General features: G+C 42.1%; 19 protein-coding genes and 2 tRNA genes. 18 read left to right on the top strand and 3 right to left on the bottom strand.

The window, feature by feature from the left end:
* The first annotated feature begins 39 nt into the window (after window positions 1–39).
* Genes DI077_RS10520 through rfaD form a run of 8 tightly spaced genes read left to right on the top strand, consistent with a single transcriptional unit; the run spans window position 40 to window position 11,739 of the window.
* Window positions 40–1,812 (top strand): UbiD family decarboxylase, encoded by a 1,773-nt coding sequence (locus DI077_RS10520; RefSeq protein ID WP_109019431.1) that lies wholly within the window; start codon window positions 40–42, stop codon window positions 1,810–1,812.
* Between the two features lie 21 nt (window positions 1,813–1,833).
* On the top strand, window positions 1,834–3,078 hold the full coding sequence (locus DI077_RS10515; protein WP_109019432.1) for a CheR family methyltransferase: 1,245 nt from the start codon (window positions 1,834–1,836) through the stop codon (window positions 3,076–3,078).
* Window positions 3,079–3,083: 5 nt separating this feature from the next.
* Window positions 3,084–4,133 (top strand): chemotaxis protein CheW, encoded by a 1,050-nt coding sequence (locus tag DI077_RS10510; RefSeq protein ID WP_109019433.1) that lies wholly within the window; start codon window positions 3,084–3,086, stop codon window positions 4,131–4,133.
* Between the two features lie 13 nt (window positions 4,134–4,146).
* A complete protein-coding gene (locus tag DI077_RS10505) occupies window positions 4,147–6,132 on the top strand; it encodes a methyl-accepting chemotaxis protein (protein ID WP_109019434.1) in 1,986 nt (661 codons plus the stop codon).
* The gene (locus DI077_RS10500; protein WP_109019435.1) at window positions 6,129–8,444 is read left to right on the top strand and encodes a hybrid sensor histidine kinase/response regulator; all 2,316 of its coding nucleotides are present in this window, start codon (window positions 6,129–6,131) and stop codon (window positions 8,442–8,444) included. Before DI077_RS10505 ends, DI077_RS10500 begins: the two co-directional genes overlap by 4 nt.
* A 4-nt stretch (window positions 8,445–8,448) precedes the next feature.
* Window positions 8,449–9,480 carry a chemotaxis-specific protein-glutamate methyltransferase CheB gene (cheB, locus tag DI077_RS10495; RefSeq protein WP_109019436.1) on the top strand — a complete coding sequence of 344 codons (1,032 nt, stop codon included), beginning with the start codon at window positions 8,449–8,451 and terminating at the stop codon, window positions 9,478–9,480.
* The gene (locus DI077_RS10490) at window positions 9,473–10,768 is read left to right on the top strand and encodes an adenylate/guanylate cyclase domain-containing protein (RefSeq protein WP_109019437.1); all 1,296 of its coding nucleotides are present in this window, start codon (window positions 9,473–9,475) and stop codon (window positions 10,766–10,768) included. Before cheB ends, DI077_RS10490 begins: the two co-directional genes overlap by 8 nt.
* Window positions 10,765–11,739 (top strand): ADP-glyceromanno-heptose 6-epimerase, encoded by a 975-nt coding sequence (gene rfaD, locus DI077_RS10485; protein WP_109019438.1) that lies wholly within the window; start codon window positions 10,765–10,767, stop codon window positions 11,737–11,739. The genes DI077_RS10490 and rfaD overlap by 4 nt, the downstream gene beginning before the upstream one ends.
* Window positions 11,740–11,744: 5 nt before the next feature.
* On the opposite strand, the gene DI077_RS10480 is transcribed toward rfaD, so the two are convergent.
* The 3 genes from DI077_RS10480 to DI077_RS10470 all read right to left on the bottom strand — a co-directional run bounded on the left by DI077_RS10480 (window position 11,745) and on the right by DI077_RS10470 (window position 13,947).
* A complete protein-coding gene (locus DI077_RS10480) occupies window positions 11,745–12,044 on the bottom strand; it encodes an ArsR/SmtB family transcription factor (RefSeq protein WP_109019439.1) in 300 nt (99 codons plus the stop codon).
* A gap of 165 nt (window positions 12,045–12,209) precedes the next feature.
* Window positions 12,210–12,977: an SDR family NAD(P)-dependent oxidoreductase gene (locus DI077_RS10475; RefSeq protein ID WP_109019590.1), complete on the bottom strand. Its 768-nt coding sequence runs from the start codon at window positions 12,975–12,977 to the stop codon at window positions 12,210–12,212.
* A 274-nt stretch (window positions 12,978–13,251) separates the two neighbouring features.
* On the bottom strand, window positions 13,252–13,947 hold the full coding sequence (locus DI077_RS10470) for a histidine kinase (protein WP_109019440.1): 696 nt from the start codon (window positions 13,945–13,947) through the stop codon (window positions 13,252–13,254).
* A gap of 217 nt (window positions 13,948–14,164) precedes the next feature.
* Between DI077_RS10470 and DI077_RS10465 the strand changes: the two genes are divergently transcribed.
* The 10 genes from DI077_RS10465 (at window position 14,165) to rpoC (ending at window position 25,401) form a co-directional block, all read left to right on the top strand.
* Window positions 14,165–14,236 (top strand) — tRNA-Thr (locus tag DI077_RS10465).
* A 6-nt stretch (window positions 14,237–14,242) separates the two neighbouring features.
* Window positions 14,243–14,316, top strand: a tRNA-Trp gene (locus DI077_RS10460).
* A gap of 44 nt (window positions 14,317–14,360) precedes the next feature.
* Window positions 14,361–14,549, top strand: a complete 189-nt coding sequence (gene secE / locus DI077_RS10455) for a preprotein translocase subunit SecE (protein ID WP_109019441.1) — start codon at window positions 14,361–14,363, stop codon at window positions 14,547–14,549.
* 20 nt (window positions 14,550–14,569) lie between these two features.
* Window positions 14,570–15,124, top strand: coding sequence for a transcription termination/antitermination protein NusG (nusG, locus tag DI077_RS10450; protein ID WP_109019442.1), 555 nt, complete (start codon window positions 14,570–14,572; stop codon window positions 15,122–15,124).
* A gap of 32 nt (window positions 15,125–15,156) precedes the next feature.
* Window positions 15,157–15,585: a 50S ribosomal protein L11 gene (rplK, locus tag DI077_RS10445; protein WP_109019443.1), complete on the top strand. Its 429-nt coding sequence runs from the start codon at window positions 15,157–15,159 to the stop codon at window positions 15,583–15,585.
* Between the two features lie 19 nt (window positions 15,586–15,604).
* Window positions 15,605–16,297 carry a 50S ribosomal protein L1 gene (gene rplA, locus DI077_RS10440; protein ID WP_109019444.1) on the top strand — a complete coding sequence of 231 codons (693 nt, stop codon included), beginning with the start codon at window positions 15,605–15,607 and terminating at the stop codon, window positions 16,295–16,297.
* A gap of 11 nt (window positions 16,298–16,308) precedes the next feature.
* Window positions 16,309–16,839, top strand: coding sequence for a 50S ribosomal protein L10 (rplJ, locus tag DI077_RS10435; protein WP_109019445.1), 531 nt, complete (start codon window positions 16,309–16,311; stop codon window positions 16,837–16,839).
* 44 nt (window positions 16,840–16,883) lie between these two features.
* Window positions 16,884–17,264 (top strand): 50S ribosomal protein L7/L12, encoded by a 381-nt coding sequence (rplL, locus tag DI077_RS10430; RefSeq protein ID WP_109019446.1) that lies wholly within the window; start codon window positions 16,884–16,886, stop codon window positions 17,262–17,264.
* A 131-nt stretch (window positions 17,265–17,395) separates the two neighbouring features.
* Window positions 17,396–21,082, top strand: a complete 3,687-nt coding sequence (gene rpoB, locus DI077_RS10425; protein WP_109019447.1) for a DNA-directed RNA polymerase subunit beta — start codon at window positions 17,396–17,398, stop codon at window positions 21,080–21,082.
* Between the two features lie 17 nt (window positions 21,083–21,099).
* The gene (gene rpoC / locus DI077_RS10420) at window positions 21,100–25,401 is read left to right on the top strand and encodes a DNA-directed RNA polymerase subunit beta' (RefSeq protein WP_109019448.1); all 4,302 of its coding nucleotides are present in this window, start codon (window positions 21,100–21,102) and stop codon (window positions 25,399–25,401) included.
* Window positions 25,402–25,476: the final 75 nt, after the last annotated feature.

The following is a 25,476-nucleotide window of genomic DNA, read 5'->3' as shown; positions in this document are numbered from 1 at the left end:
TAGTCTAATGGAGGAAATTTAGTTTTCCAACCCTTTTTTATGCCAAACATTCGTTCCACACATGATTTTATCCAAGTTCTAAAAAGAGAAGGGGAAGTTTTCGTTTTCCCGAAGGAAGTCGATCCATACCTCGAGCTCGCGGAAATCCAGAGAAGGGTTGTGGAAAGAAAAGGTCCTGCACTTCTGTTTCCCCAGGTGAAAGGCACAAGGTTTCCCGTGGCGACCAATCTGTACGGATCGGAAAAAAGAATCCATCTTGCTTTCGGAGAGAAACCTGTAAAAACGATTGAGAGACTTGCTAAACTTGCCAAAGAAATTTTACCACCTAAGATCGGTAAAATTTGGAAGGAAAAATCTCTCGCACTCCTTCCCTTTATGGTGGGGATGAAGAGAGTTTCCAAGGCTCCTGTTTTGGCAAATAAGCTGGGACCCAAGGGACTACTCGAACTTCCTAATTTTGTATCTTGGCCCGAAGACGGAGGCCCTTTCGTCACACTTCCGTTAGTCTATACGCAACATCCCGAATCGGGAAACGGAAACTTGGGAATGTATAGGATTCAATTATTCAATGAAACCACCGCAGGGATGCACATTCAGATCCATAGAGGTGGGGGCTTTCATTACTACGAGGCGGAAAAAAAAGGAAATTCTTTACCGGCACATATTTACGTGGGAGGACCTCCTGCGCTTACCATTGCGGCAGTTGCGCCTCTTCCGGAAGAGATCCCCGAACTGGTGTTTGCTTCCTTTCTTATGGGAGAAAAACTAAGGATCACTAGAAACGAAAAAATTTCACCTTACCCTCTCGTTGCCGATGCTGATTTCGCCATCATCGGAAATATTCCTCCCTATAAAAGAAAGCCGGAAGGACCATTCGGAGACCATTACGGTTATTATTCCTTGCAACATGATTATCCCTATCTAGATGTAACAAATGTTTATCATAGAAAGGATGCCATCTGGGCCGCGACCGTTGTAGGAAGACCTCCCCAGGAAGATCATTATATCGCGGAGTTTTTGCAGGATTTGCTTTCTCCTATGTTTCCTTTGGTTATGCCACAGGTGTTAGGTGTATGGGCTTATGAAGAATCAGGTGTTCATTCTCTTGCTGCAGCCATTGTGAAAGAACGTTATTTCCGGGAAGCGTTTATGGGAGCACTTAGGATTTTGGGAGAAGGACAACTCTCTTTAACAAAATGTTTGCTTGTTACCAACGAAAGAGTGGAGTTGAAAAACTTTTCCGAAACATTCAAAACGATCGTGGAAAGATGTGATCCTGAAACGGACATTCATGTTTTCAATCATATCAGCCAGGATACCTTGGATTATACGAGCGGTAAGGTAAATAAAGGAAGCAAGATGTTGATTATGGGGCTCGGCGAACCAAAATTCAAAGATCTTCCTTCTTCGTTTAACACTGGTTTTAAAGACAAACGGTTTACAAACCCGAAAGTTTTCATGCCGGGAGTCCTAGTTGTGCAAGGGAGTTCGTTTTTAAAAGACGATCGGTTAGCGCTTTCCCTTCTGGAAGAAAATCTAGGGGGATTTCGGTTTGTATTTTTGGTGGATGATGCAAATGATTCCGTGAAATCGGATCATGATTTCATTTGGACTATGTTTACCAGAATGGAACCTGCATCCGATTTTTACTCCAAACAAATTGTAGAAAACAATCATATTCGTTTTATGGTTCCTCTTGTATTCGATTGCAGGATGAAACCTTGGATTCCGGGGGTGTTAGTTCCCGATCCAGAGACTGTAAAAAATGTAGATGAAAAATTCGGAAGTATTATCGATTCCATATTCCGATAGATTTGATAAGACTTTCCTAATATGATAGAATCCTACTACCAAGGCTTAAGCGAATCTCTTTTGCAAAAAACCGGAATCCGGATCGATGCAAAGGAAAAATGGGATCTCATTCGGAATCATTTTCAGGAATTCCAATTGGTTCCCCTTTTGGAAAATCCGAATCATCCTCTTTGGGACAAGTTATTCAACGTATTAAATATTTCCGAAACCTATTTTAACCGGGATCCCATTCAACTTAGGTCGATCTTCCGCCGGATTTTACCTGAATATATAAAAAAAACAAACAAGCGGACGTTATCCGTTTGGAGTGCAGGTTCTTCCACGGGGGAAGAAGCATACACTCTTGCATTGTTTTTGCAAGTGATGAAAGAAGAGGGAGAGATCGAAGATTATCGAGTGTTAGGGACCGACTTACAAAAAAAGTCGATCGAAATCGCGGTCAAGGGAGAGTATTATCCTTATTCGATTCGAAATGAATTGCCGAAAGGTTTCTCCGATTTTTTAATCATCTCCGAAAATTCGGTTCGTGTTCATTCCGACATCCAATCCAAAGTGGAGTTTCTTGAAGGAAATTTACTCAGCCCCATGCATGCGTCTTTCGATTTGATCGTATGCAGGAATGTATTTATCTACCTGGATGAAATTTCCAAACAAACGATACTTTCCCATTTTACTGATTCCATCCTTCCTTGGGGGAATATCATTTTGGGACATGCTGAATATTCCAATATTCCGCCTAATGATTTAAAGGTGATTTCGATTGCTTCCGAAACTTCCTATTTTCAAAAAATAGGAAAACCGGAAAATCCCCCGAAAGAATCCTCAGTGCGTCCGGAAGAAAATAATCCTGCGAAACATCCCCCCGCTCCGGACAAGCCGGTCTCTGTTCGAGAAAACCATTCTTCCCGTGATTTGGGAAGTTCGCCTCTTTCCGAAAGGGAAACCATTTCCGCCGGTTCTCAGGACAGAGGTAATGCCATCGGAACAGGAAATTCCCTCTCTCTCGCTTTCCAAGAAAAGGAGAGGGGAAATTGGGAACAGGCGCATTTTTTCTGGAAACAGGCGTTGTACGAAGATCCTTATGCGATTTCGGCCTATTATGAGCTGGCGAATTACTTTTGGGAAAAGGGAGATCGCAAAACCGCGAGGTCTTATCAGGCACAAGCGCAGACTGTCCTCAAGAATGACCCTACTCGGGTCGATTTTATAAAGAAGAGTGGGAATTGGGTCTCGGAATGGGATGAATTTTTGAACCACTCTCTTTAAAAATTATGACTGAAATCTCAGACTGGCTTTTATTCGAAATGCGAGACAGACAATTTGCGGTGGAAGCGCAAGTTGTAAAAGAGATTTTATGGTTACTCCCTCTGACTCCTACTACGATGGGAGGAACCGGATTTTTCGCCACATTCCCTTTGCGGGGAGAAATCGTTCCGGTCTTTGATCCGTTTTTTTATTGGGGAACGAAACCTTCACCTTACGAAAGTTCGTATCAATTATTATTATTGAATTCAGGCACAGCCATTCCTATTGCAAAAGTATCCGAAGTGATCTCTTGGGAAAATCCTAAAAGAAAATCGGATTCGGATTCCAGCGGAGTTTGGGAAGAAAGGGTTTGGAAAAATAAAGTGGTGACCTTGCTGGATGTGGATCATTTCCACCCAGGCGGCAGAAAGAATTTTGACCTGACCGAAGATGGATCGGAAGAGGAAGACGGAGATCCAGAGCCTGAAAAGTCTTGGGATGAGTTTTTTATCAAAGGTGAAGAAAGATCCAAGCTGGCTTGGTTTGAAGAAACCTACGGACAAATTGAGGATGATGAAGTCAGTGAATTGGAATTTCGGGCCATTTCCTATTCCGACTCAGTGACTCCGGTGGATCATGGCGGTTTGGAGCCGATCTCCATTGTAAAAGTGGCTGATGAGAGTTATGGAATTTCATTGGATTCGGTTTTGGAATTTTCCGATCCAAGTCATTTAACGCCTGTTCCTGGAATGTCTCCCGTATTGAAAGGATGCATGAACTTAAGAGGCGAAGTTTTGCCCGTTCTGGGTTTGGATGAAATTTTGGGAAACCAAATCAAAAGACCTTTCGGATTCGGGAAAGTGGTAATTATTAAATCGGAAACCAGTCAATTCGGACTACTTGTGGATGAATTGGTGGATGTTGTTTATAAGAAAGAAGATGAAAAGAGGACTCCTCCTCTTGGAACGAAAGATTATGGCGGGGTATTGGAATCTTCCTACCGACACGGGGACGGATTTATCAATCTGTTGAGTATCCCCACCATATTAAAAAAAATAAAACAAGAATTAAGTTAGGGCAGGGACGCGTATGGATGGAAATTTACTAAAGAGAAGATTGCAAGGTTTCAGCCTAAAGATACGGTTGCTTATTTTTTCCATAGGTTCCGTGGTTCTCGTTTCTGTTAGTTTGTCTTTCATGTATCTCTATATTGCAAAAAACGCAATCGTAGAAAACTTCGAACTCCAAATGAACAGTATCAGGGAAGCGAAAAAACTTCAGATTGAGACTTATTTTAAAAACAAAAGATCGGATCTGACTGCATTTGACGGCTCACTGGATATCATCATTGCTTATAACGAATTTAAAGCTGCGTATCAAATTCTTCGCGCACAATCTTCCCGCGCAGGTGCGGAAGCTTACTTACAGGAAAAATATATTTATCAAAACCCGAATCCTATCGGGAAAAAAGACCAATTGGAAGATGCTTTGGACGGATCGGAATACAGTAGGGTCCACAAAAAGTTCCAATCGTTCTTCAGAAGTTATATCAAACAAAAATACTTTTACGACCTCTTCATCGTGGATAATGACGGAACTTTATTATATACCGTTTTTAAAGAAAACGATTACGCTACCAATCTTTTGGAAGGAAAATACAAAGACACGAACATAGGAAGACTCTTCCGTAAAGCGCGCACATCGAATGATCCGGGTGAAGTACTGTATGTTGATTTTGAAAACTATGCTCCTTCCAATGGAGATCCCGCTTCTTTCATTGCCATGCCCATCGTGATTAACGGTAAAACGGAAGCGGTGCTGATGGCACAAATGCCGATCGATGAAATCAACGAGTCCATGAAAGATAGTTTTCTCGGACAGAACGGAGCGGTTTATCTGGTAGGCAAAGATAAATTATTCAGAACTTACGATTACAGATATCCGAATGAGGAATTCATCTTAAGAAAAAGGAATGATTCTCCCGTGGTCGATTTGGCATTCAGTGACCAAATCGGTGTTAAACAAACATTGAATTATCGTGGTGAAGAAGTATTCACTTCCTATATGCCGATCGAAATTATGGGAACAAAGTATGCTTTGATTTCCGAATACGAAGCAGATGCAGCCCTGGTATTATTGAAAGAGATCAAAGTGAAAATACTTTCCGCCTTTTTGATTTTGATCGGAGTCATCGTAGCAATTACATTTTTCGTATCGCGCGCCATTTCCAATCCTATCGTTCAGGCAGTAACCATCCTTTCTTCTTCTACACGGGAAATCGCCGCAACCATCGAACAACAGGAGAAAACGGCACAGATGCAATCCGCATCCGTCAACCAAACAAGTACTACGATGGCGGAACTCGGTTCCAGTGCAAAACACACCGCAGAACAGTCGCAAACGGTTTCGGAAAAATCAAGAGATGCGCAGGAATCCGCAAAAGACGGAACTCATAAAATCACAGAGATGGTTCATTCGATGGAAGATCTGAAAGACAAGGTTCTTGTCATTAGCGATCAGATCCTTCAATTATCTGAGAAAAACAATCAAATCGGAAATATCATCGGACTTGTTTCCGATATCGCCAACCAAACCAATATGCTCGCATTGAATGCCGCTGTCGAAGCTGCGAGGGCGGGAGAATATGGAAAAGGTTTTGCCGTTGTGGCGGGTGAAATTCGCAAACTCGCTGACGAATCGAAAAGATCGGCGGAAAAAATCCAAGATATACTTTCCGAAATCAAAAAGGCGACAGATTCCACCGTAATGGCGGCGGAAGAGGGCAATAAAAAAGTGGATCGATCGGCAACGCTCGGGCAGGAAGTTGTACGCGCGTTTGACGGAGTATACCAATCCATCAACGGGGTGTTTACAAGCACGGAACAGATCACTTTGAATGTAAAACAACAATCAATTGCGATCAACGAAGTTGTGCAGGCCATGACCAGTCTGAATCGCGGCTCGCAGGAAACTTCAACTGGAATTACCCAAACGAAACAGGGAATCCAACAAGTGAAAGAAGCAACTTTAAGTCTGAAACATACGGTCGATGGTAACAAAACAACAATTATATGATGATCGAAGATGCGGAGTTTCGCGAACTCTTTCAGATTGATAGTGATGAACATATTCAGAAAATAGAATCTGGTATTTTAGAACTCGAATCTGATCCCAAAAACGCAGATGTATTAAAAACCATCTTCAGGGAAGCCCATAGCATGAAAGGTGCTGCGGGGCTACTAGGCCTGAAAGAAATCGAAGGAATCACACATGTTATGGAAGACCAACTTGGTAAGCTTACCAAAGGTCTTACGGAATATCGTGCAAGTGATGCGGATCGGATTTATTATGCATTGGATATGTTGAAGCTTCTTGTGGAAGAAGCCGTAACTGGAAAAAAAGCCGATGTCGATTTGGCAAAGACGATTGCCATCCTGAATGGTACGGAACAACTTGCCGTTTCCTCCGTGCAATCTTCGGCACGTGCCGTGGCCGATACGGCTTCTCATAAAGAAGTTGCTCCCGTATTGAAGAACGAACCTCCCTCGGAAAAAAATTCCGATGCTAAGGAGTCCGAAAAAAAAGATACCAAACCACCTGTTAAAAAAGCGGAACCTAGCAAATTCAAAATCGATACAATGCGTGTGGATCCGGTCAAATTGGATTCTTTACTCGGTTATGCGGGGGAACTTACAGTTAGCAAGAACCGAATCCAAAAAAGAGCCACTGAGATATTCGATTTGCTTTTTCTTGCGGAAGATCAGACGAAACAATGGAACGATAAGAAGAAATTATTTTCGGAATGGGAAAGATATGCAAAACATTTCCAACTCCCTCCCAGTTTTTTAGAAGCCATCCGGTCTCTTCATGCGGATGAGAAAAGAAAATGGGACGGGTTTACCCAAAAACTTTCTTCCCTAAAAGTAAAATCGATCCAAGATTCCGCAAAACTCGATTTGATTGCACAAAAAATGGAAGAGGGGATACAGAATGTACGGCTTCTTCCTCTTTCCTCCGTGTTTGATATTTTTCCCAGAACCGTTCGGGATATGAGTCGTGAATTGGGTAAGGAAGTTTATCTGACTCTTGAAGGTGGAAATGTCACTGCGGACAAATTGGTCATTGAAGAATTGAAAGATCCTTTGATGCATCTACTCAGAAATTCTTTGGATCATGGAATTGAAACAAGAGAAGAAAGAGAAAAGGAAAACAAGCCTAACCCCGCCCGCATCAGAGTGGGAGGTAAGCAAATCAATAACGCGATTTGGATAGAAATTGAGGATGACGGTCGCGGTTTGGATCTGGCTAAGATCAAAGCTCGTGCAGTTCAAAAAGAAATTTATACGGAAGAGGAAGTGAATTCTTTTTCCGAATCCGAAATACAGGAAATTATCTTTCATCCCGGTTTTTCCACGAGAGAGCAAGTAACGAATGTTTCCGGGCGTGGAGTGGGAATGGATGTGGTTAAATCCTTTGTGGAAAAATTCAAAGGATCCATCACGATTGATTCCACACTTCATTTGGGAACCAAGTTTACATTAAAACTTCCGATCAATTTCAGCACAAATCATGTTTTAATCATCCATCTGAACGGATGGAAATACGGAATTCCAACCGAACACATTGACCAAAGTTTATTTATCAAACCGGAACAAATTTTATCCGTAGAAGGAAAACCTGCAATCTCGCTCGGAGAGGAACCGATCCGATTGGTTTATCTGAATGATTATCTTCCTTTGCGATATCCCAAAGAAACAAATTCCAAATCGGGCAAAAATCTATCCTGCATGGTTCTTCGTTATAACGGGGAAAAACTTGCGATTATCATAGACTCTATTTTGGATAAACAGGAAATTCTTTTGAAACCGTTTACAGGAATTCTGGAAAATGTTCCTAAGCTTGCTGGAACCACCATACTTGAGTCAGGTGAGATATGTTATATGATTCAGGTTCCCGAACTGATGATTGATGTAAAAGGCAAATCAACGGATCATTCCCGAGTTTTTGATGAAACGCAAGTAAAAACGGTAAAAACCATTTTGGTAGCCGAAGACAGTTTAATTACAAGAGCGCAAGTACAAAGGATTTTGGAAGAGAACGGATACCAGGTTGTCACTGCGGTGGATGGGCAGGATGCATTTGAAAAATTCCAAAAATCGGATTTTTCTCTGGTCATTACCGACGTGGAGATGCCCAGAAAAGACGGAATCACTCTTGTCAGAAATATAAGAGATACAAAAGATACTCCTATCATTGTTTTGACCAGCCTCGGTTCCGAGGAACAAATTCAAAAAGGGAAGGATGCCGGTGCCAATAGCTATTTAATTAAATCCCAGTTTGATCAAAACGTGCTTTTACATACAGTAGAAAGACTACTCGCAGAATAATTAAATGACTGAAACCATCAAAGTATTAATAGTCGAAGACAATCCCCTCATCCAAGCCGCTTATAAAAAAGCACTTTCTTCCGTGGGAGGGATTGAAGTCGTAGCAACAGCTTCCAATGGAAAAGAAGGGATTCAATTCGTTCATTCCGCCAATCCGGATGTAATCATATGTGATTTGAACATGCCAGTGATGGACGGATTTGAATTTACAAAGATCGTTATGGAAGAAAATCCGAAGCCGATCCTGATCATCTCCGACTTGGTTCAAAAAGAAGACGAAATGAATATATTCAAAGTGTTGCAGTTAGGTGCAGTGGAAGTATTACCTAAACCTAAAGTAGGCGGTGATATATCTTTGCTCGCCGAGGAATTGGGTCGCAGAGTCAAAATACTAAGCGGAGTGGTTGTCTTTAAAAAAAGAAAACCGGATGATCTAATCGCCGCTTCCCGTCCGGCCGCATTCGATCTTAACCAAAAATTCAAATTACTTGTGATCGGCGCATCCACCGGTGGTCCTCAAGCATATTTGGAAATCCTAAAGGATATACCTGCGGGATTTCCATTACCGATTGTGTGCATTCAACACATAAGCACCGGATTTTCCGAAAGTCTGGTGGATTGGTTGAAACAAATTTCAAAGTTGAAAGTCGAAATTGTAAAGGAAACGATCAGTTTGGAAAAGGGAAAGATATACTTTCCTTTGGATGATCACCATCTGGTAATTGATTCCGATCATTTATATGTCAATCAAGATCCTACCATCAAAGGGCATAGGCCTTCTGTTGATGTTTTATTCAAATCCGCTTCCAAATCATTCCAGAATCAGGTGTTAGGTGTTTTATTGACCGGGATGGGGGATGACGGAGCACAAGGATTGAAAGAGATAAAAGATCACGGCGGTTATACGATTGCCCAGGATGAATCCAGTTCCGTAGTATACGGAATGCCTAGAGTCGCTTCGGAAATAGGTGCTACGAAGGAAATTCTACCATTGAATCAGATCACACGTAGGATATTGGAGTTATGCCATGTCTAAAAAGATTTTATTTGCAGAAGACAACTCCATACAAGGCGTCGTATTAAAACGATTATTAACAGCACAAGGTTTCACTACGGTTTGGGGTAAAAACGGAAAAGAAGCGTTACATCTTTTGGAAACATTCAAACCTGATTTGATCATCACGGATGTGGAAATGCCCGAGATGGACGGATTCGAATTTTGCCAAGCGGTCAAATCCCATCCGGAAGATAAAAAAATCCCTTTGATCATTTGTTCCTCTCTTTCCGATCCGGAAGATATCATTCGGGGAATCGAAGTAGGTGCCAACGGATATGTCACCAAACCTTACGAAGAAACATTTTTGATGTACAGAATCAATGCCTTATTGAACAATCCGATCGGGGATTCGGAAGACGAAGCACCGGTTAACGTCAATTATGCCGGCAAGGAATATCAAATCACTGCGGATAAGATGCATATTTTGCAGATGCTTCTTTCCATTTATGAAAATACGATCAAACAAAATAAGGAACTTATGGCGGCCCAAATCGAGATCACTCAAAAAGCGCAAGCCTTGGAAAAAAGTTTGGATGAGTCGGAACGATTGTTGAAAAATATTCTACCGATTAAAATCGCAGATCGTTTGAAGCACCAAGGATACGACGAACCTGAATCTTTTTCCAGTGTCTCGGTATTATTCACCGATTTCAAAGGTTTTACCGATGTGGCTGAGTTTCTTTCTCCCAAAGAACTAGTGGAACAATTGGATTTATGTTTTGCGCAGTTTGATGCAATCACCGAAATGTACAATTTGGAAAAGTTAAAAACAATCGGTGATTCTTACATGGCGGCAGGCGGACTTCCTGAAACCAATTCCACACATCCGATTGATACGGTTCGCGCAGCTCTTGAGATTAAGGATTTTATGGATACTACCAAGTCCATTCGAATCAACCAAGGACTTCCTTATTGGGAACTTAGAATCGGAATTCATTCCGGACCTGTAGTCGCGGGTGTGATTGGAAATAAAAAATTCGCTTACGATATGTGGGGAGATACTGTTAACGTTGCAAGTCGAATGGAATCTTCCGGCGAAGTAGGGAAGGTCAATATTTCCCGCGCAACTTACGAATTGGTAAAAGATTTTTTCGACTGCGAGTATCGTGGAAAAGTTGAAGCAAAAAACAAAGGTACAATCGATATGTTCTTTGTGGAAAGAATCAAACCCGATTTGGCACGTGATCCGGAAGGAAAAGTTCCCAACCAAAAGTTCATGGAAATGTACAACAAAATCAAATCTCAAAATCTAATTCCTGATATATGAAAAGAAATAAAATATTAGTTACCGGCGGAGCAGGTCTCATCGGCTCCCAAGTCATCCAAGACTTAAACGAACAAGGTATATACGACATCATTGTTTGCGATCATTTGGGAACTTCCGAAAAATGGAAAAACCTGAGACGAAATCAATATCTTGACTATATTGAAAAAGATACTTTGCAGAAATATATAAACGATCCTAAGGATTTTTTCAAAAACATATCCCATATCATTCATTTGGGCGCTTGTTCCGCCACAACGGAAAAGGATTCAACGTATCTGATCCATAACAATTATACTTTTACGAAAGATCTGGCACATATTGCAGTTAAAAATAAAACCTCTTTTGTCTATGCATCCAGTGCGGCGACGTACGGCGATGGGGAATACGGCTATGATGAAGTCATTTCTTTGGAATTTTTAAAACCTTTGAATATGTACGGTTATTCCAAACACCTGTTCGATTTATATGCACAGAGAACGGGGCTTATCGACGAGATTACCGGGATAAAATACTTCAATGTATTCGGTTTCGGTGAAGAACATAAAGGCGATATGCGTAGCCTAGTATTGAAAGGTTACGAGCAAATTAAAAATACGGGAAAGTTGAATCTTTTCAAATCTTATAAGCCCGAATACAAAGACGGTGAACAAAAAAGAGATTTCCTATATGTAAAAGACGCAAGTAAGATCACTTTATACCTGTTATGGGAAAGGAAAACAGGGATTTATAATTTGGGAAGAGGGATCGCGGAAACCTGGAATGATTTGGCCGCAGCTCTTTTCGGAGCTATGGGAAAACCGATTCAAATCGAATATGTGGATATGCCCGAAACATTAAAGGCAAAATACCAATACTATACTTGCGCCAACACTAATAAATTGATGAGTACCGGTTATGATCAAGGTTTTACTAGTTTGAGGGATGCTGTTGCGGATTACATGGTCCTTCTCGGAAAAGAAGGACCGGAATGAGTTTTTTATTTTTTGTAAATCTTCACAATGGTGTTGATTAATTCTTTGAACTTAGGGTCTTTCAAAGAATAATAAACTTGGTTTGAAGACTTTCTTGAGTCCAAAATTCCATTGTTTTTCATTTTGCTTAGGTGTTGAGACGCAGCTGATTGGCTTGTCCCTAACAATTCTACAAGTTGACCCACTGACTTTTCTTCCTTTGCAAGTGTGTAAAGGATAAGAAGTCGTATGGGGTGAGCGATACCTTGGATCCCCTTGATAGCAAGATCCAATTGTTGTTTTGTTAATTCTGTTTTTATTTTCATCTTTGGCGAATTCCAATATTCTCTTATGACGAATATACCCGCAAAGGGACTACGCATTTTTTTTTAGTTTGGAAAAAAATTTACTAAATTAAGTATAAATCGTACAAATCCCAAACTAAAATGTTATCTTTGTGAGTAGAATCATAATTTCTAATATAGAATATGTTAAATCCTAACACCGCCGGAAATTTCCAAAACAACACCGGTGACTAAATCGTTTTCGATGATAAATTGAGCTGTTTGTGCAATTTCATCTGGTTCTCCCAGTCTTCCGATCGGGATCACTGATTTCCATTTTTCCAAAGCTTCCGGATTCATATCTTTTAAAACCATTTCCGTGCCGATAAAGCCGGGTGCAATTCCAGCTACTCTGATTCCGAAACGGGAAAGTTCTTTCGACCATGTTACAGTCATTGCTGCGACACCTGCTTTTGCTGCACTATAATTGGTCTGACCTGAGTTGCCATGCATTGCAATCGAAGCGATAGGAATGATCACTCCTTTCTTTTGTTCAGCCATATGAGCCGCCGCTTCTCTTGCTGTTAAAAAAACACCTGTTAAGTTGACATCAATGACGGATTGCCATTGGTCGATTCCCATCTTTGCTTTGACTTTGCCCGTTTCTTTGTCGACTCGAATGAGTAATCCGTCGCGTAAGATCCCTGCATTCAAAATAGCTACGTCCAATGTTCCGAATTTAGAAACAGACTCTGCAATCAAACGCACGCTATCTTCTTCTCTTGCCACATTGGCAACAATACCGATCGTTTCGATTCCTTCTTTTTGAAATTCAGAAACGGTTGCATCCAGTTTTTCTTTTTGAATGTCGGATAATATAATTTTGGCGCCTTGTTTTCCCAAACGATGCGCCATTGATTTTCCAAGTCCACCGGCAGAACCGGTTACTAAAACACTTAAACCTTTTAATTCCATGCCCTCCAAAATAGAAAGCCCGTCCGGAAACGTCGAGGGCAAAAAGGCGAACTTATTTGAATAAAATTTTTTTTAAATCCCTCTTCGATTTACAACGAAAAGGCGGTGTGGTAAGTAGGACGCATTGGGTGGCGGGTGTAGTTCCCCACCCAAACTAGGGCGGGGATACCAGAATAAAATCCAATACAGCGATAATCAATATTCAAAAAATCATCAGGGGATACCAGAATCCCATTAGTAAGGATGAACCGCTTTTCCCGCGGCGAAGTTCCCCTTAGTTCAGGTCGGCAAGTTCTCCGCTGCGAATGGAAACATAGTTTTCTGTAAACGGAATCTCCACCCGGGCGATTGTCTTGTCCGGATAGGTGATGATTCTAAATAGATTCGGATCGACTCCTTCGTTTTTCAAAAGAATCATAATCAGTGCAATTCCAAGACCTGCGCCTTCCGTATTGTCCATATTGTCCATATAGAACTCTGCGATATCATTGTATCCCATGGACTTTTTCATTTTTTCACGCATTCTGGTCTCTTCGGCTTTTATAACAGGGGTGTTGTTTGTGACTTCGACCATCAGTCCGTCTTTGCAATAATTGAATTTCAGATGAATGTAGACTCCTCGGGCAAGGCAACGTCTTCCGTATTGGTCCGCCATTTTTTCCGAGAACTTTTTGGAATAGTCTTTGATCCCTTTTTCGTAGTCTTCTGTGTTTGTGATGTCCAGACCCTCATCTTCAAAGAAAACACGCTTCTGGTTGGCTTTGATTCCATTGATGGTAAGTTCTTTGGTAATGGTGTAGAGCATCTCGATAAACCGCTCCTGGCCCATTTCTACCAGGATTTTGGTGAGTAGGGCGAGAACGTATTGCTCCAGTTGGCGGTTCATCCGCGAGGAACGGACAGAAATTTTGGAATTTGCCTTTACCAATTCCGGGATCTGTGCTTCTAATTCTAAAAAGGGTTTTGCCACTAGGAAATCCTGCTCAAATATCTATGGGATGCATTATGATTATCGAACTTGCAATCCTTAAAACTGAGTTTAAGGGAAATTCGCTCACGATTTCCTAAAATTTAGCATTCTATTGGAAATAAAAGCAATTTCCATTGACCAAACAGGCTCATTTAAAATAGTGTAAAAAACCTAGCCCTGCTTGGGAGCTCTGCGCTTTGGGCGGGAATTAGAAATTGCCCTCTTAGCTCAGTGGTAGAGCACTTCCATGGTAAGGAAGGGGTCACCAGTTCAAGCCTGGTAGAGGGCTTGTAATAGGGCTGTAGTTTAGTGGTAGAACTAGGATCTCCAAAGTCCTTGGTGGGAGTTCGATTCTCTCCAGCCCTGCCAAAGAACGACGGAATTTCAAAGAAAAAGAGAATTTTAGGATCACGATGAAAGCTACAAGTTTCATTCAAGAATGCAAAGCGGAACTAGAAAAAGTTCATTGGCCAACTCGCCAAGAAGTGGTTAGTTCTACAATTGTAGTCCTTGTAACAGTTATTATATTTTCAGTATTTTTATCTACATCAGATTATCTTTTTCTAAAACTTTTGAAATGGTTTTGGTCGGTAGCGGCGTAGGGAACGGGATTCAGTCACCAATGAGCGAGTCTGCGGAAAAAAAATGGTATGTCCTTCAGACCTATTCAGGTCATGAGAATAAGGTCAAAACCAATATTGAAAAAATGGTTCAACAACAGAAGTTGGAGGATCAGATTTTCTCAGTAAAGATTCCTTCTATGGATGTTGCTGAGATGAAGAACGGTAAAAAGAAAGTAACCAAGAAAAAGCTTATGCCTGGTTACGTGTTAGTTGAAATGAATATGACGGATGATTTGAGATTCAAAATTCAAAATCTTCCGTCCGTTTCAACGTTTGTTGGCGGAAAAGGAAAGGGTCCTGAACCTCTGTCTTTGGATGAGATCAAAAATCTATTCAGTGATGTAGGGGATGTGGAATCGGAAGAAGTCTCCCGTCCTCGTTTCCTTTTCAAAGTTGGTGAAACTTTAAAAATCATCGATGGTCCGTTTGCCAATTTCAGTGGGCTTGTGGATGAAATTTTTCCTGATAAGGGAAGATTACGTGTAAGAGTAGAGATCTTCGGGCGTTCAACTCCTGTAGAACTCGACTATTTGCAAGTGAAATCAGAACCGTAATAGATAGTTGTTAATTAAGGATTTTTAGCGAGATGGCTGCAAAAAAAGTAGTAAAACAAATTAAACTCCAAGTGGAAGCAGGAAAAGCAAACCCAGCTCCTCCAGTTGGTCCCGCACTTGGACAAGCTGGTTTGAATATCATGGAATTTTGCAAACAATTCAATGAAAGAACCAAAGCTCAAATCGGACTTAAGCTTCCCGTTGTTATCACGGTATATACAGATAGAAGTTTTACTTTTGTTACAAAATCACCTCCAGCGGCGTTATTAGTTCTCAAAACATTGGGAATTCCGTCCGGTTCCGCAACACCTCACTTAGTGAAGGTGGGAACCATCAAACGCGCACAATTAGAAGAAATTGCTAAAACAAAAATGGAAGATCTAAACGCAAACGACCTGAACGCAGCCGTGCAAATCATTGCAGGAACATGCCGTTCTATGGGCGTAAACGTAGAGCTCTAAGGATTCTGGTAATCATAAAATGAAACACGGTAAAAAATACATTCAACTGAAAGAAAAAGTCGATCGCGTAAAGGCTTATGCACTTCCTGAGGCAGTGAGTCTTGCGAAGAGTGTTTCTTATTCCAAGTTCGACGGAACATTGGAAATTTCGACTAAAATCAATTATAAATCCCTTCAAAACGTAAGAGGAACTATTTCTCTTCCGCATGGAACCGGTAAGACGATCAAAGTTTTGGTTTTCTGCAAAGGAGACAAACAAAACGAAGCTCGTGCCGCTGGTGCTGACTTTGTTGGCGACATGGATCTGATTGAAAAAGTTGCCGGTGGATGGACTGATTTTGACGCCTGCGTTGCTACTCCTGATATGATGAAGGAAGTAGGTAAGCTAGGACCTGTTCTCGGACGTAAAGGTCTTATGCCGAAACCGAAAGCAGGAACGGTAACTACGGATGTTACACGCGCTGTAAAAGAACTAAAAGCAGGACGTATTGAGTATCGCCCGGACAAAGGGGGAGTGGTTCACTTAGGTGTTGGAAAAGTTTCCTTCCCTGATGACAAACTTCAGGATAATATCAATGCAGTCGTTGCCACTCTTATGAAAGACAAACCATCCGATGCAAAGGGTGATTATCTTCGTTCCTTTTCCGTTTCCGCTACTATGGGAATCGGTGTAAAGGTTGATGTGAAAGAATTAGTAAACGCTAATATATAACGAGTATTAAAATGGCAAACGCAGCAAAAATAGAAGCAGTAGCGGATTTAAAAGAAAAACTGGAAAAAGGACCGAATTTTATTTTGGCTTCTTACAGTGGTTTGACGGTAGAAGACATGACGAATTTGAGAGCGAAACTTCGTAAAGAAGGTTCGACTATGAAGGTGATTAAAAACAATCTTTTCCTTCGTGCTCTGAAAGAGTCTTCCGCTCACAAAGACAAAACAATCGAATTTGGTGATATTTATAAAGGGCCGCTCGCGGCGATTTTTTCAACTGAGTCTCTTCCTGCTGTTGCGAAAGTTTGCAAAGACTTCGCAAAAGACAAAAAAGAATTAGAAGTGAAAACCGGCTTTATGGATGGCCAAGTTTTAGACAAAACTGGAGTGGAGGCAATTGCCGGTCTTCCTTCCAAGCAAGAGCTTCTTTCTCAAGTGGCTCGCGGTCTAAACGCACCTGCAACGCAGATTGCTTCCGGGGTAAACCAAATTATGGCAAGCCTCGCAAGAGCTATCAACGCAGTTGGTGAGAAAAACGGTTAATTTTACAACAATTGAATAGTGATTTAGTTTAAGGAGAATATAGGATGGCTGTTGACGCGCTATTAGAACAAATTGGAAGTCTTACACTGGTTCAGGCTGCTGAACTCGTGAAAAAGATGGAGGACAAATTCGGGATTTCTGCTGCTGCACCTGTTGCGGTTGCTGCTGTTGCGGGTGGTGGAGCTGCGGCTGCCGCTGAAGAACCTGCAACTTTCAATGTAATCTTGAAAGCACACGGAGATAAAAAAATCGACGTGATTAAACTCGTAAGAGAAATCACTGGTCTTGGTTTAGCTGACGCTAAAACTCTTGTTGAAGCTGGCGGAAAACCAGTGAAAGAGGGCGTTTCTAAAGATGAGGCTGCTGATCTTAAGAAAAAACTCGAAGGTGCTGGGGCTCAAGTAGAAGTTGCTGCTGCCGGTTAATCACCAGCTTGCAGGATATTCCATCCCCTTTCTTCAAATTGATAGAGGCAGGGAGGCCGTAGGCTTTCCCACCTCTATTTTGTTATTTATTTTTACACCTATACTTTTGTCGTTCCTAGGGAGAATGTTCCATGAATACCCGGATACAATCTAGAAAGCGGGTAAATTTCGGTAAAATTACCGACCTCAATTTACTTCCGAATCTAATTTATGTACAGAAAAAATCCTTTGATTGGTTTTTACAGGCAGAAGCCAAAGATCCAACCAAACGAGCCAACCAAGGCTTGGAAGCTGTATTTCGTGAATCCTTTCCTATTGAAAGCCCAAACAATGACATGGTCATGGAATACGGTCATTATATTTTGGGGGATGCAAAAAGAAACCCTCAAGAATCCAAAGATACAGATTCCTCTTATGCCGCTCCGTTAAAAGCAGTTATACGATTAATTATCAAAGAAACGGGTGAGATCAGAGAGCAAGTGGTTTATATGGGAGACCTTCCTATTATGACCGACCACGGGACTTTTATCATCAATGGCGCTGAGCGCGTTGTGGTAAGTCAATTGCACAGATCTCCCGGTATTTTCTTTTCTTACGACCAAGCAAGAGATACATTTTCAGCACGAGTGATTCCTTACCGAGGATCCTGGCTTGAATTTGAAATGGACAATAAGGGTATACTTGTTGCCAAAATCGATCGTAAGAAAAAATTCCCGGCTACACTTCTTGTGAAGTCCATGGGAATGGGAACAAACGAAGAAGTATTACGTTTGTTCTACGGTTCTTCCAAAATGAAGATCGCAGGTGCGGGTCCGAAAGAACTCAAAAGACTCATCGGAAGAAGAACGATTGCAGATATCATCAACATGGAAACAGGCGAGGTAATGCTCGATGCCGGTTCCAAAATCAACGAAGATAATATTTCCATCCTTCGTGAGATGAAAGTGAAAGAAGTGGATGTCATCGAATTTCCGAAAGGAAAAGACAATCCTGTTCTCATCAACTGTCTTGAAAAAGACGGAGTGAACGATTACGAAGACGCGATCAAAAAATTTCACACAATTATGCGTCCGGGCGAACCGTCTACGATTGAAAATGCGGAGTCCGAGTTAAAGAGACTTTTCTTTTCTCCTAAAACTTTTGATTTGGGAATCGTCGGTCGTTACAAAATCAATAGCAAATTCGAATTCAACAATCCGAAAGATTTCAATAAAGTGGAAGATAGAGTTCTTCGTAAAGAAGACATCATAGAAACGGTTCGTTATCTTGTGATGCTTATGTCTGATGCGGAAAACTTTTATCCGGATGATATTGACCACTTGGGAAACAGAAGGATTCGTTCTGTGGGAGAACTTATCTCCAACCAGTTGAAACTCGGTTTTTCCAGAGTGGAAAGAGTGATCAAAGAGAGAATGACGGTTCAAGAACCGGAACAACAAACTCCTCAACTTTTGATTTCTATCAAACCTATCACAGCTGTGATCAATGAATTTTTCGGATCATCGCAGCTTTCTCAGTTTATGGATCAAACAAACCCTCTGGCGGAATTGACCCACAAACGAAGATTAAACGCTCTTGGTCCTGGTGGTCTTTCTCGTGACCGCGCCGGATTTGAAGTGCGTGACGTTCATTATTCCCATTACGGCAGAATGTGCCCGATTGAAACACCGGAAGGCCCGAACATCGGACTCATTCTTTCCATGTCGAGTTTTGCCCGGGTGAACGATTACGGATTCTTGGAAACTCCTTATAGAGTGGTTAAAAACGGAAAAGTAATCAAACAAATCGAGTATTTAACGGCTGATAAAGAAGAATACCATTACATGGCGCAAGCTTCTTCTGCTGTGGATGAGAAAGGAGAATTCCAATCCAAACTCATTTCCACTCGTCATAGAGGCGATTTCCCTTTCAGAAGCCCAAGCGAAATCCAATATATGGATTTGGCTCCTCTGCAAGTAGTGTCCGTATCTACGGCACTCATTCCTTTCCTGGAACATGACGATGCGAACCGCGCGCTTATGGGTTCTAACATGCAACGTCAAGCTGTACCTCTTCTGATCGAAGAAGCACCTTTTGTGGGAACAGGAATCGAATCCAGAGCAGCTTATGACGCGGGAGTTTGTATCGTTGCGAAAAAGGACGGAGTCGTTTCCAAAGTCGACGCATCCGGAATTTGGATCAAAGAAGACGCTTCCAAAGAAATAGTAAATTATTCTTTGATTAAGTTCAAGAAAACCAACCAAGGAACTTGTTTTAATCAAAAACCGAACGTAAGCATGCTTCACAACCTGGAAGGTGGTAAAGTTTCAAAAGTTTCTAAGGAAAAAATTGAAATCACACTGAACAACGGTGAAAAAGTTCCTTACGATTTGATCATCTCCGATGAATTGCAATATGCTCCTGTTGTGAAAGAAGGACAAGAAGTTCCTTCCGGATTTGCAATTGCAGGTCAAATCATCAAAGGTGAGAAAGTAGGGGAATACGGCGCCATCCTTCAAAAAGGAACCGTACTTGCCAACGGTCCATCCACTGACGAAGGTTATTTGGCGCTGGGACGAAACGTTCTGGTTGCTTTCATGCCTTGGGAAGGATACAATTTTGAGGATGCGATTCTGATTTCGGAACGTATCATCAAAGAAGACGTATTTTCATCCATTCACATTGAAGAGTTCGAAATCCAAGCTCGTGAAACGAAACTGGGACAAGAACAAATCACTCGGGATATTCCAAACCTTTCCGACAAAGCTTTCCGCGACTTGGACGAATCCGGTGTGATTCGAATCGGCGCGGAAGTAAAACCGGGAGATATTTTGGTAGGTATGGTAACTCCTAAAGGGGAAACCGACCTCACTCCTGAATACAAACTACTTCATTCCATTTTTGGAGAAAAAGCAAAAGAAGTAAGAGATTCTTCTCTTCGCATGCCAAATGGGTTTGAAGGAACAGTGATCGATATTAAAAGATTTTCACGCGACAACGGTGACGAACTCGCTGCCGGTGTGGAAGAAATGGTTAAGGTTTATGTTGCCCGCAAACGTAAACTACTCGTTGGGGACAAGATGGCGGGACGCCACGGAAACAAAGGGGTTGTCGCTCGGGTTATGGCTCAAGAAGACATGCCTTATATGGAAGACGGCACTCCTGTTGATATCGTGCTAAACCCACTCGGGGTTCCTTCCCGTATGAACTTGGGCCAGATCTTTGAAACCCAACTTGGTTTCGCTGCAAAAAAACTAGGATTGAATTTCGAAACACCTGTATTTGACGGTGCAACGGAAGATGACGTTCAGGAATTCTGCCGCCAAGCAGGACTTCCCGGTAACAGCAAATTCAAGTTATACGACGGAAGAACCGGTGATAGTTTTATCAACCCTGTATTCTGCGGTTATATCTACATGTTGAAACTGGCTCACTTAGTGGATGACAAAATCCATGCTCGTTCTACAGGACCATACTCGCTTGTGACTCAACAACCTCTCGGTGGTAAAGCACAGTTCGGTGGTCAAAGATTAGGAGAGATGGAAGTTTGGGCATTGGAAGCATACGGTGCTTCTCATACCTTACAAGAATTACTTACAATCAAGTCGGATGATATGTTGGGTCGTGCTCGTATTTACGAAGCGATCGTTAAAGGGATCCATTCCATTAAACCTGGAATTCCGGAATCTTTTAACGTTCTCGTTCAGGAATTGCGAGGTCTCGCTCTTGACATCATCATCAAAGACTCCGAAGGATCGGAAGTGGATATTTCTGATTACGAAGATGAATTCTCGAAAAACAAAAAGAAAATCAAATTCGAGACCATCGAAAACGCGTAGGGGAAAAACGGATAAGCATGAGAAATTACAATACTTTTGAATCAATCACGATTCGTTTGGCTTCACCCGAACGAATCAAAGAATGGTCGTTTGGCGAAGTTAAAAAACCGGAAACCATCAATTACCGTACTCTAAAACCGGAAAGAGATGGTCTGTTCTGTGAAAAGATTTTTGGAACGACTAAGGATTGGGAATGTTACTGCGGTAAATTCAAATCCATTCGTTACAAGGGTGTTGTCTGCGACAAATGCGGAGTGGAAGTAACTCACTCCAAAGTGCGTAGAGAGAGAATGGGGCACATCGAACTCGCCGCTCCAGTTTCTCATATCTGGTATTACAGATCCGTTCCTTCCCGTATGGGCCTTCTTTTGGATATGACCATCAACCAATTGAAGAGCGTTCTCTATTTTGAAAAATATGTAATCATCGACCCTGCTGATTCCGGCAGGAACAGAGGGGAACTCATCGATGAAGACGAATATCACAACTACCTGGACGAATACGGCGACAAATTCATCGCAGGTATCGGCGGGGACGCCATTAAGGAACTACTTGCACGTATCGATGTAGATGCGGAAGCGAGAGTGATCCGTCAAAAGATCCAAGACAGAAACAAAATTTCTGACAAACGTATTTACAAAAGATTAGAAGTTCTGGAAGCATTCCGTGATTCCGGAAACCGTCCGGAATGGATGGTATTGGATGTAGTTCCAGTGATTCCACCGGAACTTCGCCCTATGGTTCAATTGGAAGGGGGAAGATTTGCAACTTCCGATTTGAACGACTTATACAGAAGAGTGATCAACCGTAACAACCGATTGAAACGACTTCTTGCTTTGAAAGCGCCGGAAATCATCGTTCGTAACGAAAAACGTATGTTACAGGAAGCTGTGGATGCTCTTTTCGACAACAGCCGTCGCAAAAGAACTGTTAAAGGAAAGGGAAATCGTCCTTTGAAATCCATTTCCGATATGTTGAAAGGAAAACAAGGCCGATTCCGCCAAAACCTACTTGGTAAGAGGGTGGATTATTCCGGTCGTTCCGTAATCGTTGTCGGTCCTGAACTCAAATACCACCAAATGGGTCTTCCTAAAAAGATGGCTCTCGAGTTATTCAAACCTTTCATTATGAAACGTTTGGTTGACTTGGAACTTGCTCCGAACATCAAGTCTGCGAAGAAAAAAATCGAGACGGAAGACAAAGAAGTTTTCGATGTTTTGGACACTGTAGTGAAAGAACACCCTGTTATGTTGAACAGAGCTCCGACTCTGCACAGATTGGGGATCCAAGCATTTTTACCAATCCTTGTAGAAGGAAAAGCGATCAAACTTCATCCTCTCGTATGTCACGCGTTCAACGCCGACTTTGACGGGGATCAGATGGCGATTCACGTTCCTCTTGCTCCGAAAGCGCAATTGGAAACTTGGATGCTTATGCTTTCTCCTCACAATATCCTGAATCCTGCGAACGGCCAACCGATTTGCGGACCGACTCAAGATATCGTACTTGGAATTTACTACCTAACTTCCGAAGTGAAAGACGCAAAAGGCCAAGGGAAATTTTTCACCGGTCTTGACGAAGTGATGTATGCGATCGAATCCAAGACCATAGAGATTCGAACAAAAATTTCGGTTCTTCACGAAGGTAAAATCATCGAGACAACACCTGGTAGACTTATTTTCAACCAAGTGATGCCGAAAGGTTATGTTTACGTAAACAGAGTTCTTGGTGACAAGGAAACTAACAAAATCATCGCGGATGTTTACGAAAAATTCGGTCCCGGCCAAACTGTAGTTATGCTGGACGAAGTGAAACGTCTGGGTTATAAATACGCGACTTATTTCGCTCCGACCATATCTATCGAAGATATCCGGGTTTCTCCACATAAAGAAGGTTTGGTGACTGATGCCAACCGGGAAGTGGAAAAAGCCGACATGGAATACCGAAAAGGTATTATCACCAACGAAGAACGTCGTAAAAAGGTAATCGAGATTTGGACCAAAACCAATGACAAGATCACCGACGGGATGTTCAAGGAATTGGAAAAAGACCAAGGCGGGTTCAACCCTGTTTTCGTTATGGCTGCCTCAGGTGCCCGCGGATCGAAACAACAGATTCGTCAGCTTGCCGGAATGAGGGGACTTATGGCGAAACCGAGCGGTGAGATCATCGAGCTTGCAATTCGTTCCAATTTCCGTGAAGGTCTGGGAGTATTAGAGTTTTTTATCTCCACTCACGGTGCTCGTAAAGGTCTTGCCGATACGGCTCTAAAAACTGCCGATGCGGGTTATTTGACTCGTCGTTTGGTGGATATTTCCCAAGACGTAATCGTTTCGGAAGAAGATTGCGGAACAAAAGACAATATCACTCTCGGCCTTGTAAAAGAAGGGGAAAACATCATTGTTTCTCTTGCGGATCGTGTGTTCGGTCGTTATACGGCGGAAGATTTGATCGATCCTGTAACAGAAAAAGTAGTATTCCCGAAAGACACTGTGATCACTCGAGCGATCGGTCAAAAGATCGAAAACCTAGGATACGACAGAATCAAAGTTCGTTCTCCTCTGACTTGCCGTTCCCGCCAAGGTATCTGTACAAAATGTTACGGTATGGACATGGCTCGACTCGTGCCTGCGGAAATCGGAGAAGCAGTGGGAACCATTGCGGCTCAGTCGATCGGCCAACCGGGAACTCAGCTTACGATGAGAACTTTCCACGTAGGTGGAGCCGCTTCTGCAACGATCCAGGAAAAAGAACACAAAGTTCCTTACCGCTCTCTGGTAAAATCGGTAAACGGCCGTTTGGTGAAAAACCAATCAGGTTCTACCGTATTTGCCCGTCGCGGGACAATCGTAATTCAAAGATTAGTACAAGAATTCCAAACAACGGATCTTTCCAATGTCAGAGTCGTTGACGGACAAAGACTGGAAAAAGGGGAAGTATTCGGAACTCAACTCACTGAAAACGGTGAGCAAATGGTAACTGCCGATCAACCGGGAACCGTTTCCTTGCAAGGTGCAAGACTTAGAGTTCTCGGGGAAGAAGTAGTAATCCCTGTAAAAATCGGAACGATTGTAAAATGCAAAGAAGACGAAATTGTAGAAGAGAACAAACCTCTTGCAGAGTTTGATCCGTACAATGAAGTAATCGTTGCCGAATTGGAAGGAACCATTCATTGGGAAGATTTGGAAGTAGGAAAAAACGTCAGAAGAGATGTGGATCCTAAAACTTCCAATATCATCCTAAAAGTGGTAGAGCAGAAAAAAGATAGACTTGTTCCACAGATCATAGTGGGCGGGGAAGCTTATGCGGTTCCAATCGATGCATTATTGCAATACCAATCCGGTGATAAGGTAAAAGAAGGAGATATCTTATTTAAGATTCCTTCCGTTGCTGAAAAAACCAGAGATATCACCGGGGGTCTTCCTCGAGTAGACGAACTTTTCGAAGCTCGTCGTCCGAAAGATGCCTGCACACTTGCAGAGATCGACGGTAAAATCGAAGATCGTGGTGAGATCGTAAAAGAAAAACGTATCCTTTATATCATTTCAGAATCTGCGGATGTGGAAAAAGTAAAAGTAGCGATCCCGATCGGTAAACAACTTCGTGTTCGTCACGGAGACTTTGTTAAGACCGGGGATCAAATCGACGAAGGAAACTTCGATCCGCATGATATCCTTAGCATCAAAGGACCGAATGCACTTCATAACTATCTTGTTTCCGAAGTTCAGGAAGTTTATCGTTTGCAAGGGGTTCATATCAATGACAAACACATCGAAGTAGTGGTTCGCCAAATGCTTCGTAAGGTGACAATCACTGATAGTGGGGATACATCTTTTGTAAATCAACAACAAGTGGATAAATTCCAATTCCAAGAGGAAAACGATCGAGTGATCGGAGAAGGGGGAAGCCCGGCGCAGTGCCAACCGATTTTACTCGGTTTGACAAAAGCATCTCTTAACACTGAATCTTATTTCTCTGCGGCTTCTTTCCAGGAAACGACTAAGGTTCTTACCGATGCGGCGATCAAAGGAAAAACAGACGTACTTGCGGGACTCAAAGAAAATGTGATCATTGGTCACATGATTCCTGCGGGAACCGGTATGAAAAAATACCGAGATGTTGAAGTTTTCAAAGACATTCCTGGGGATTTGGATTGGGATCTGGATTCGGAAGATGACGAAGAAGAAGTTTCCGAACTCCCTGAATCCACTCCTGTTTCTACTGCCACACTCTCCCGTTTGGTAGAAGAAGAGGACGAAGATGAAGACGAATTGGAGTCGGACGATGACGACTCGGAAGAAGAGGATGACGACGAATAGATCGTCGTCATCACCTATAGGATTTTTTGGGTTTTCGTTTACAAAATAGCCATTTCCAGGATTTTGGACAAAACC

Origin of the sequence: Leptospira kobayashii (assembly GCF_003114835.2) — a bacterium.
GTDB classification, from domain to species: domain Bacteria; phylum Spirochaetota; class Leptospiria; order Leptospirales; family Leptospiraceae; genus Leptospira_A; species Leptospira_A kobayashii.
This window is presented reverse-complemented; position numbering and strand designations above follow the sequence as displayed.

Bases quoted from the DNA above. Each gene is read 5' to 3' on its own strand.
- DI077_RS10520 (WP_109019431.1), top strand. From the start codon at position 40: ATGCCAAACATTCGTTCCACACATGATTTTATCCAAGTTCTAAAAAGA.
- rplK (WP_109019443.1), top strand. From the start codon at position 15,157: ATGGCTGCAAAAAAAGTAGTAAAACAAATTAAACTCCAAGTGGAAGCA.
- DI077_RS10510 (WP_109019433.1), top strand. From the start codon at position 3,084: ATGACTGAAATCTCAGACTGGCTTTTATTCGAAATGCGAGACAGACAA.
- rpoB (WP_109019447.1), top strand. From the start codon at position 17,396: ATGAATACCCGGATACAATCTAGAAAGCGGGTAAATTTCGGTAAAATT.
- DI077_RS10500 (WP_109019435.1), top strand. From the start codon at position 6,129: ATGATGATCGAAGATGCGGAGTTTCGCGAACTCTTTCAGATTGATAGT.
- rplA (WP_109019444.1), top strand. From the start codon at position 15,605: ATGAAACACGGTAAAAAATACATTCAACTGAAAGAAAAAGTCGATCGC.
- rfaD (WP_109019438.1), top strand. From the start codon at position 10,765: ATGAAAAGAAATAAAATATTAGTTACCGGCGGAGCAGGTCTCATCGGC.
- secE (WP_109019441.1), top strand. From the start codon at position 14,361: ATGAAAGCTACAAGTTTCATTCAAGAATGCAAAGCGGAACTAGAAAAA.
- DI077_RS10515 (WP_109019432.1), top strand. From the start codon at position 1,834: ATGATAGAATCCTACTACCAAGGCTTAAGCGAATCTCTTTTGCAAAAA.
- DI077_RS10480 (WP_109019439.1), bottom strand. From the start codon at position 12,044: ATGAAAATAAAAACAGAATTAACAAAACAACAATTGGATCTTGCTATC.
- nusG (WP_109019442.1), top strand. From the start codon at position 14,570: ATGAGCGAGTCTGCGGAAAAAAAATGGTATGTCCTTCAGACCTATTCA.
- DI077_RS10475 (WP_109019590.1), bottom strand. From the start codon at position 12,977: ATGGAATTAAAAGGTTTAAGTGTTTTAGTAACCGGTTCTGCCGGTGGA.
- rpoC (WP_109019448.1), top strand. From the start codon at position 21,100: ATGAGAAATTACAATACTTTTGAATCAATCACGATTCGTTTGGCTTCA.
- rplL (WP_109019446.1), top strand. From the start codon at position 16,884: ATGGCTGTTGACGCGCTATTAGAACAAATTGGAAGTCTTACACTGGTT.
- rplJ (WP_109019445.1), top strand. From the start codon at position 16,309: ATGGCAAACGCAGCAAAAATAGAAGCAGTAGCGGATTTAAAAGAAAAA.
- DI077_RS10505 (WP_109019434.1), top strand. From the start codon at position 4,147: ATGGATGGAAATTTACTAAAGAGAAGATTGCAAGGTTTCAGCCTAAAG.
- DI077_RS10490 (WP_109019437.1), top strand. From the start codon at position 9,473: ATGTCTAAAAAGATTTTATTTGCAGAAGACAACTCCATACAAGGCGTC.
- cheB (WP_109019436.1), top strand. From the start codon at position 8,449: ATGACTGAAACCATCAAAGTATTAATAGTCGAAGACAATCCCCTCATC.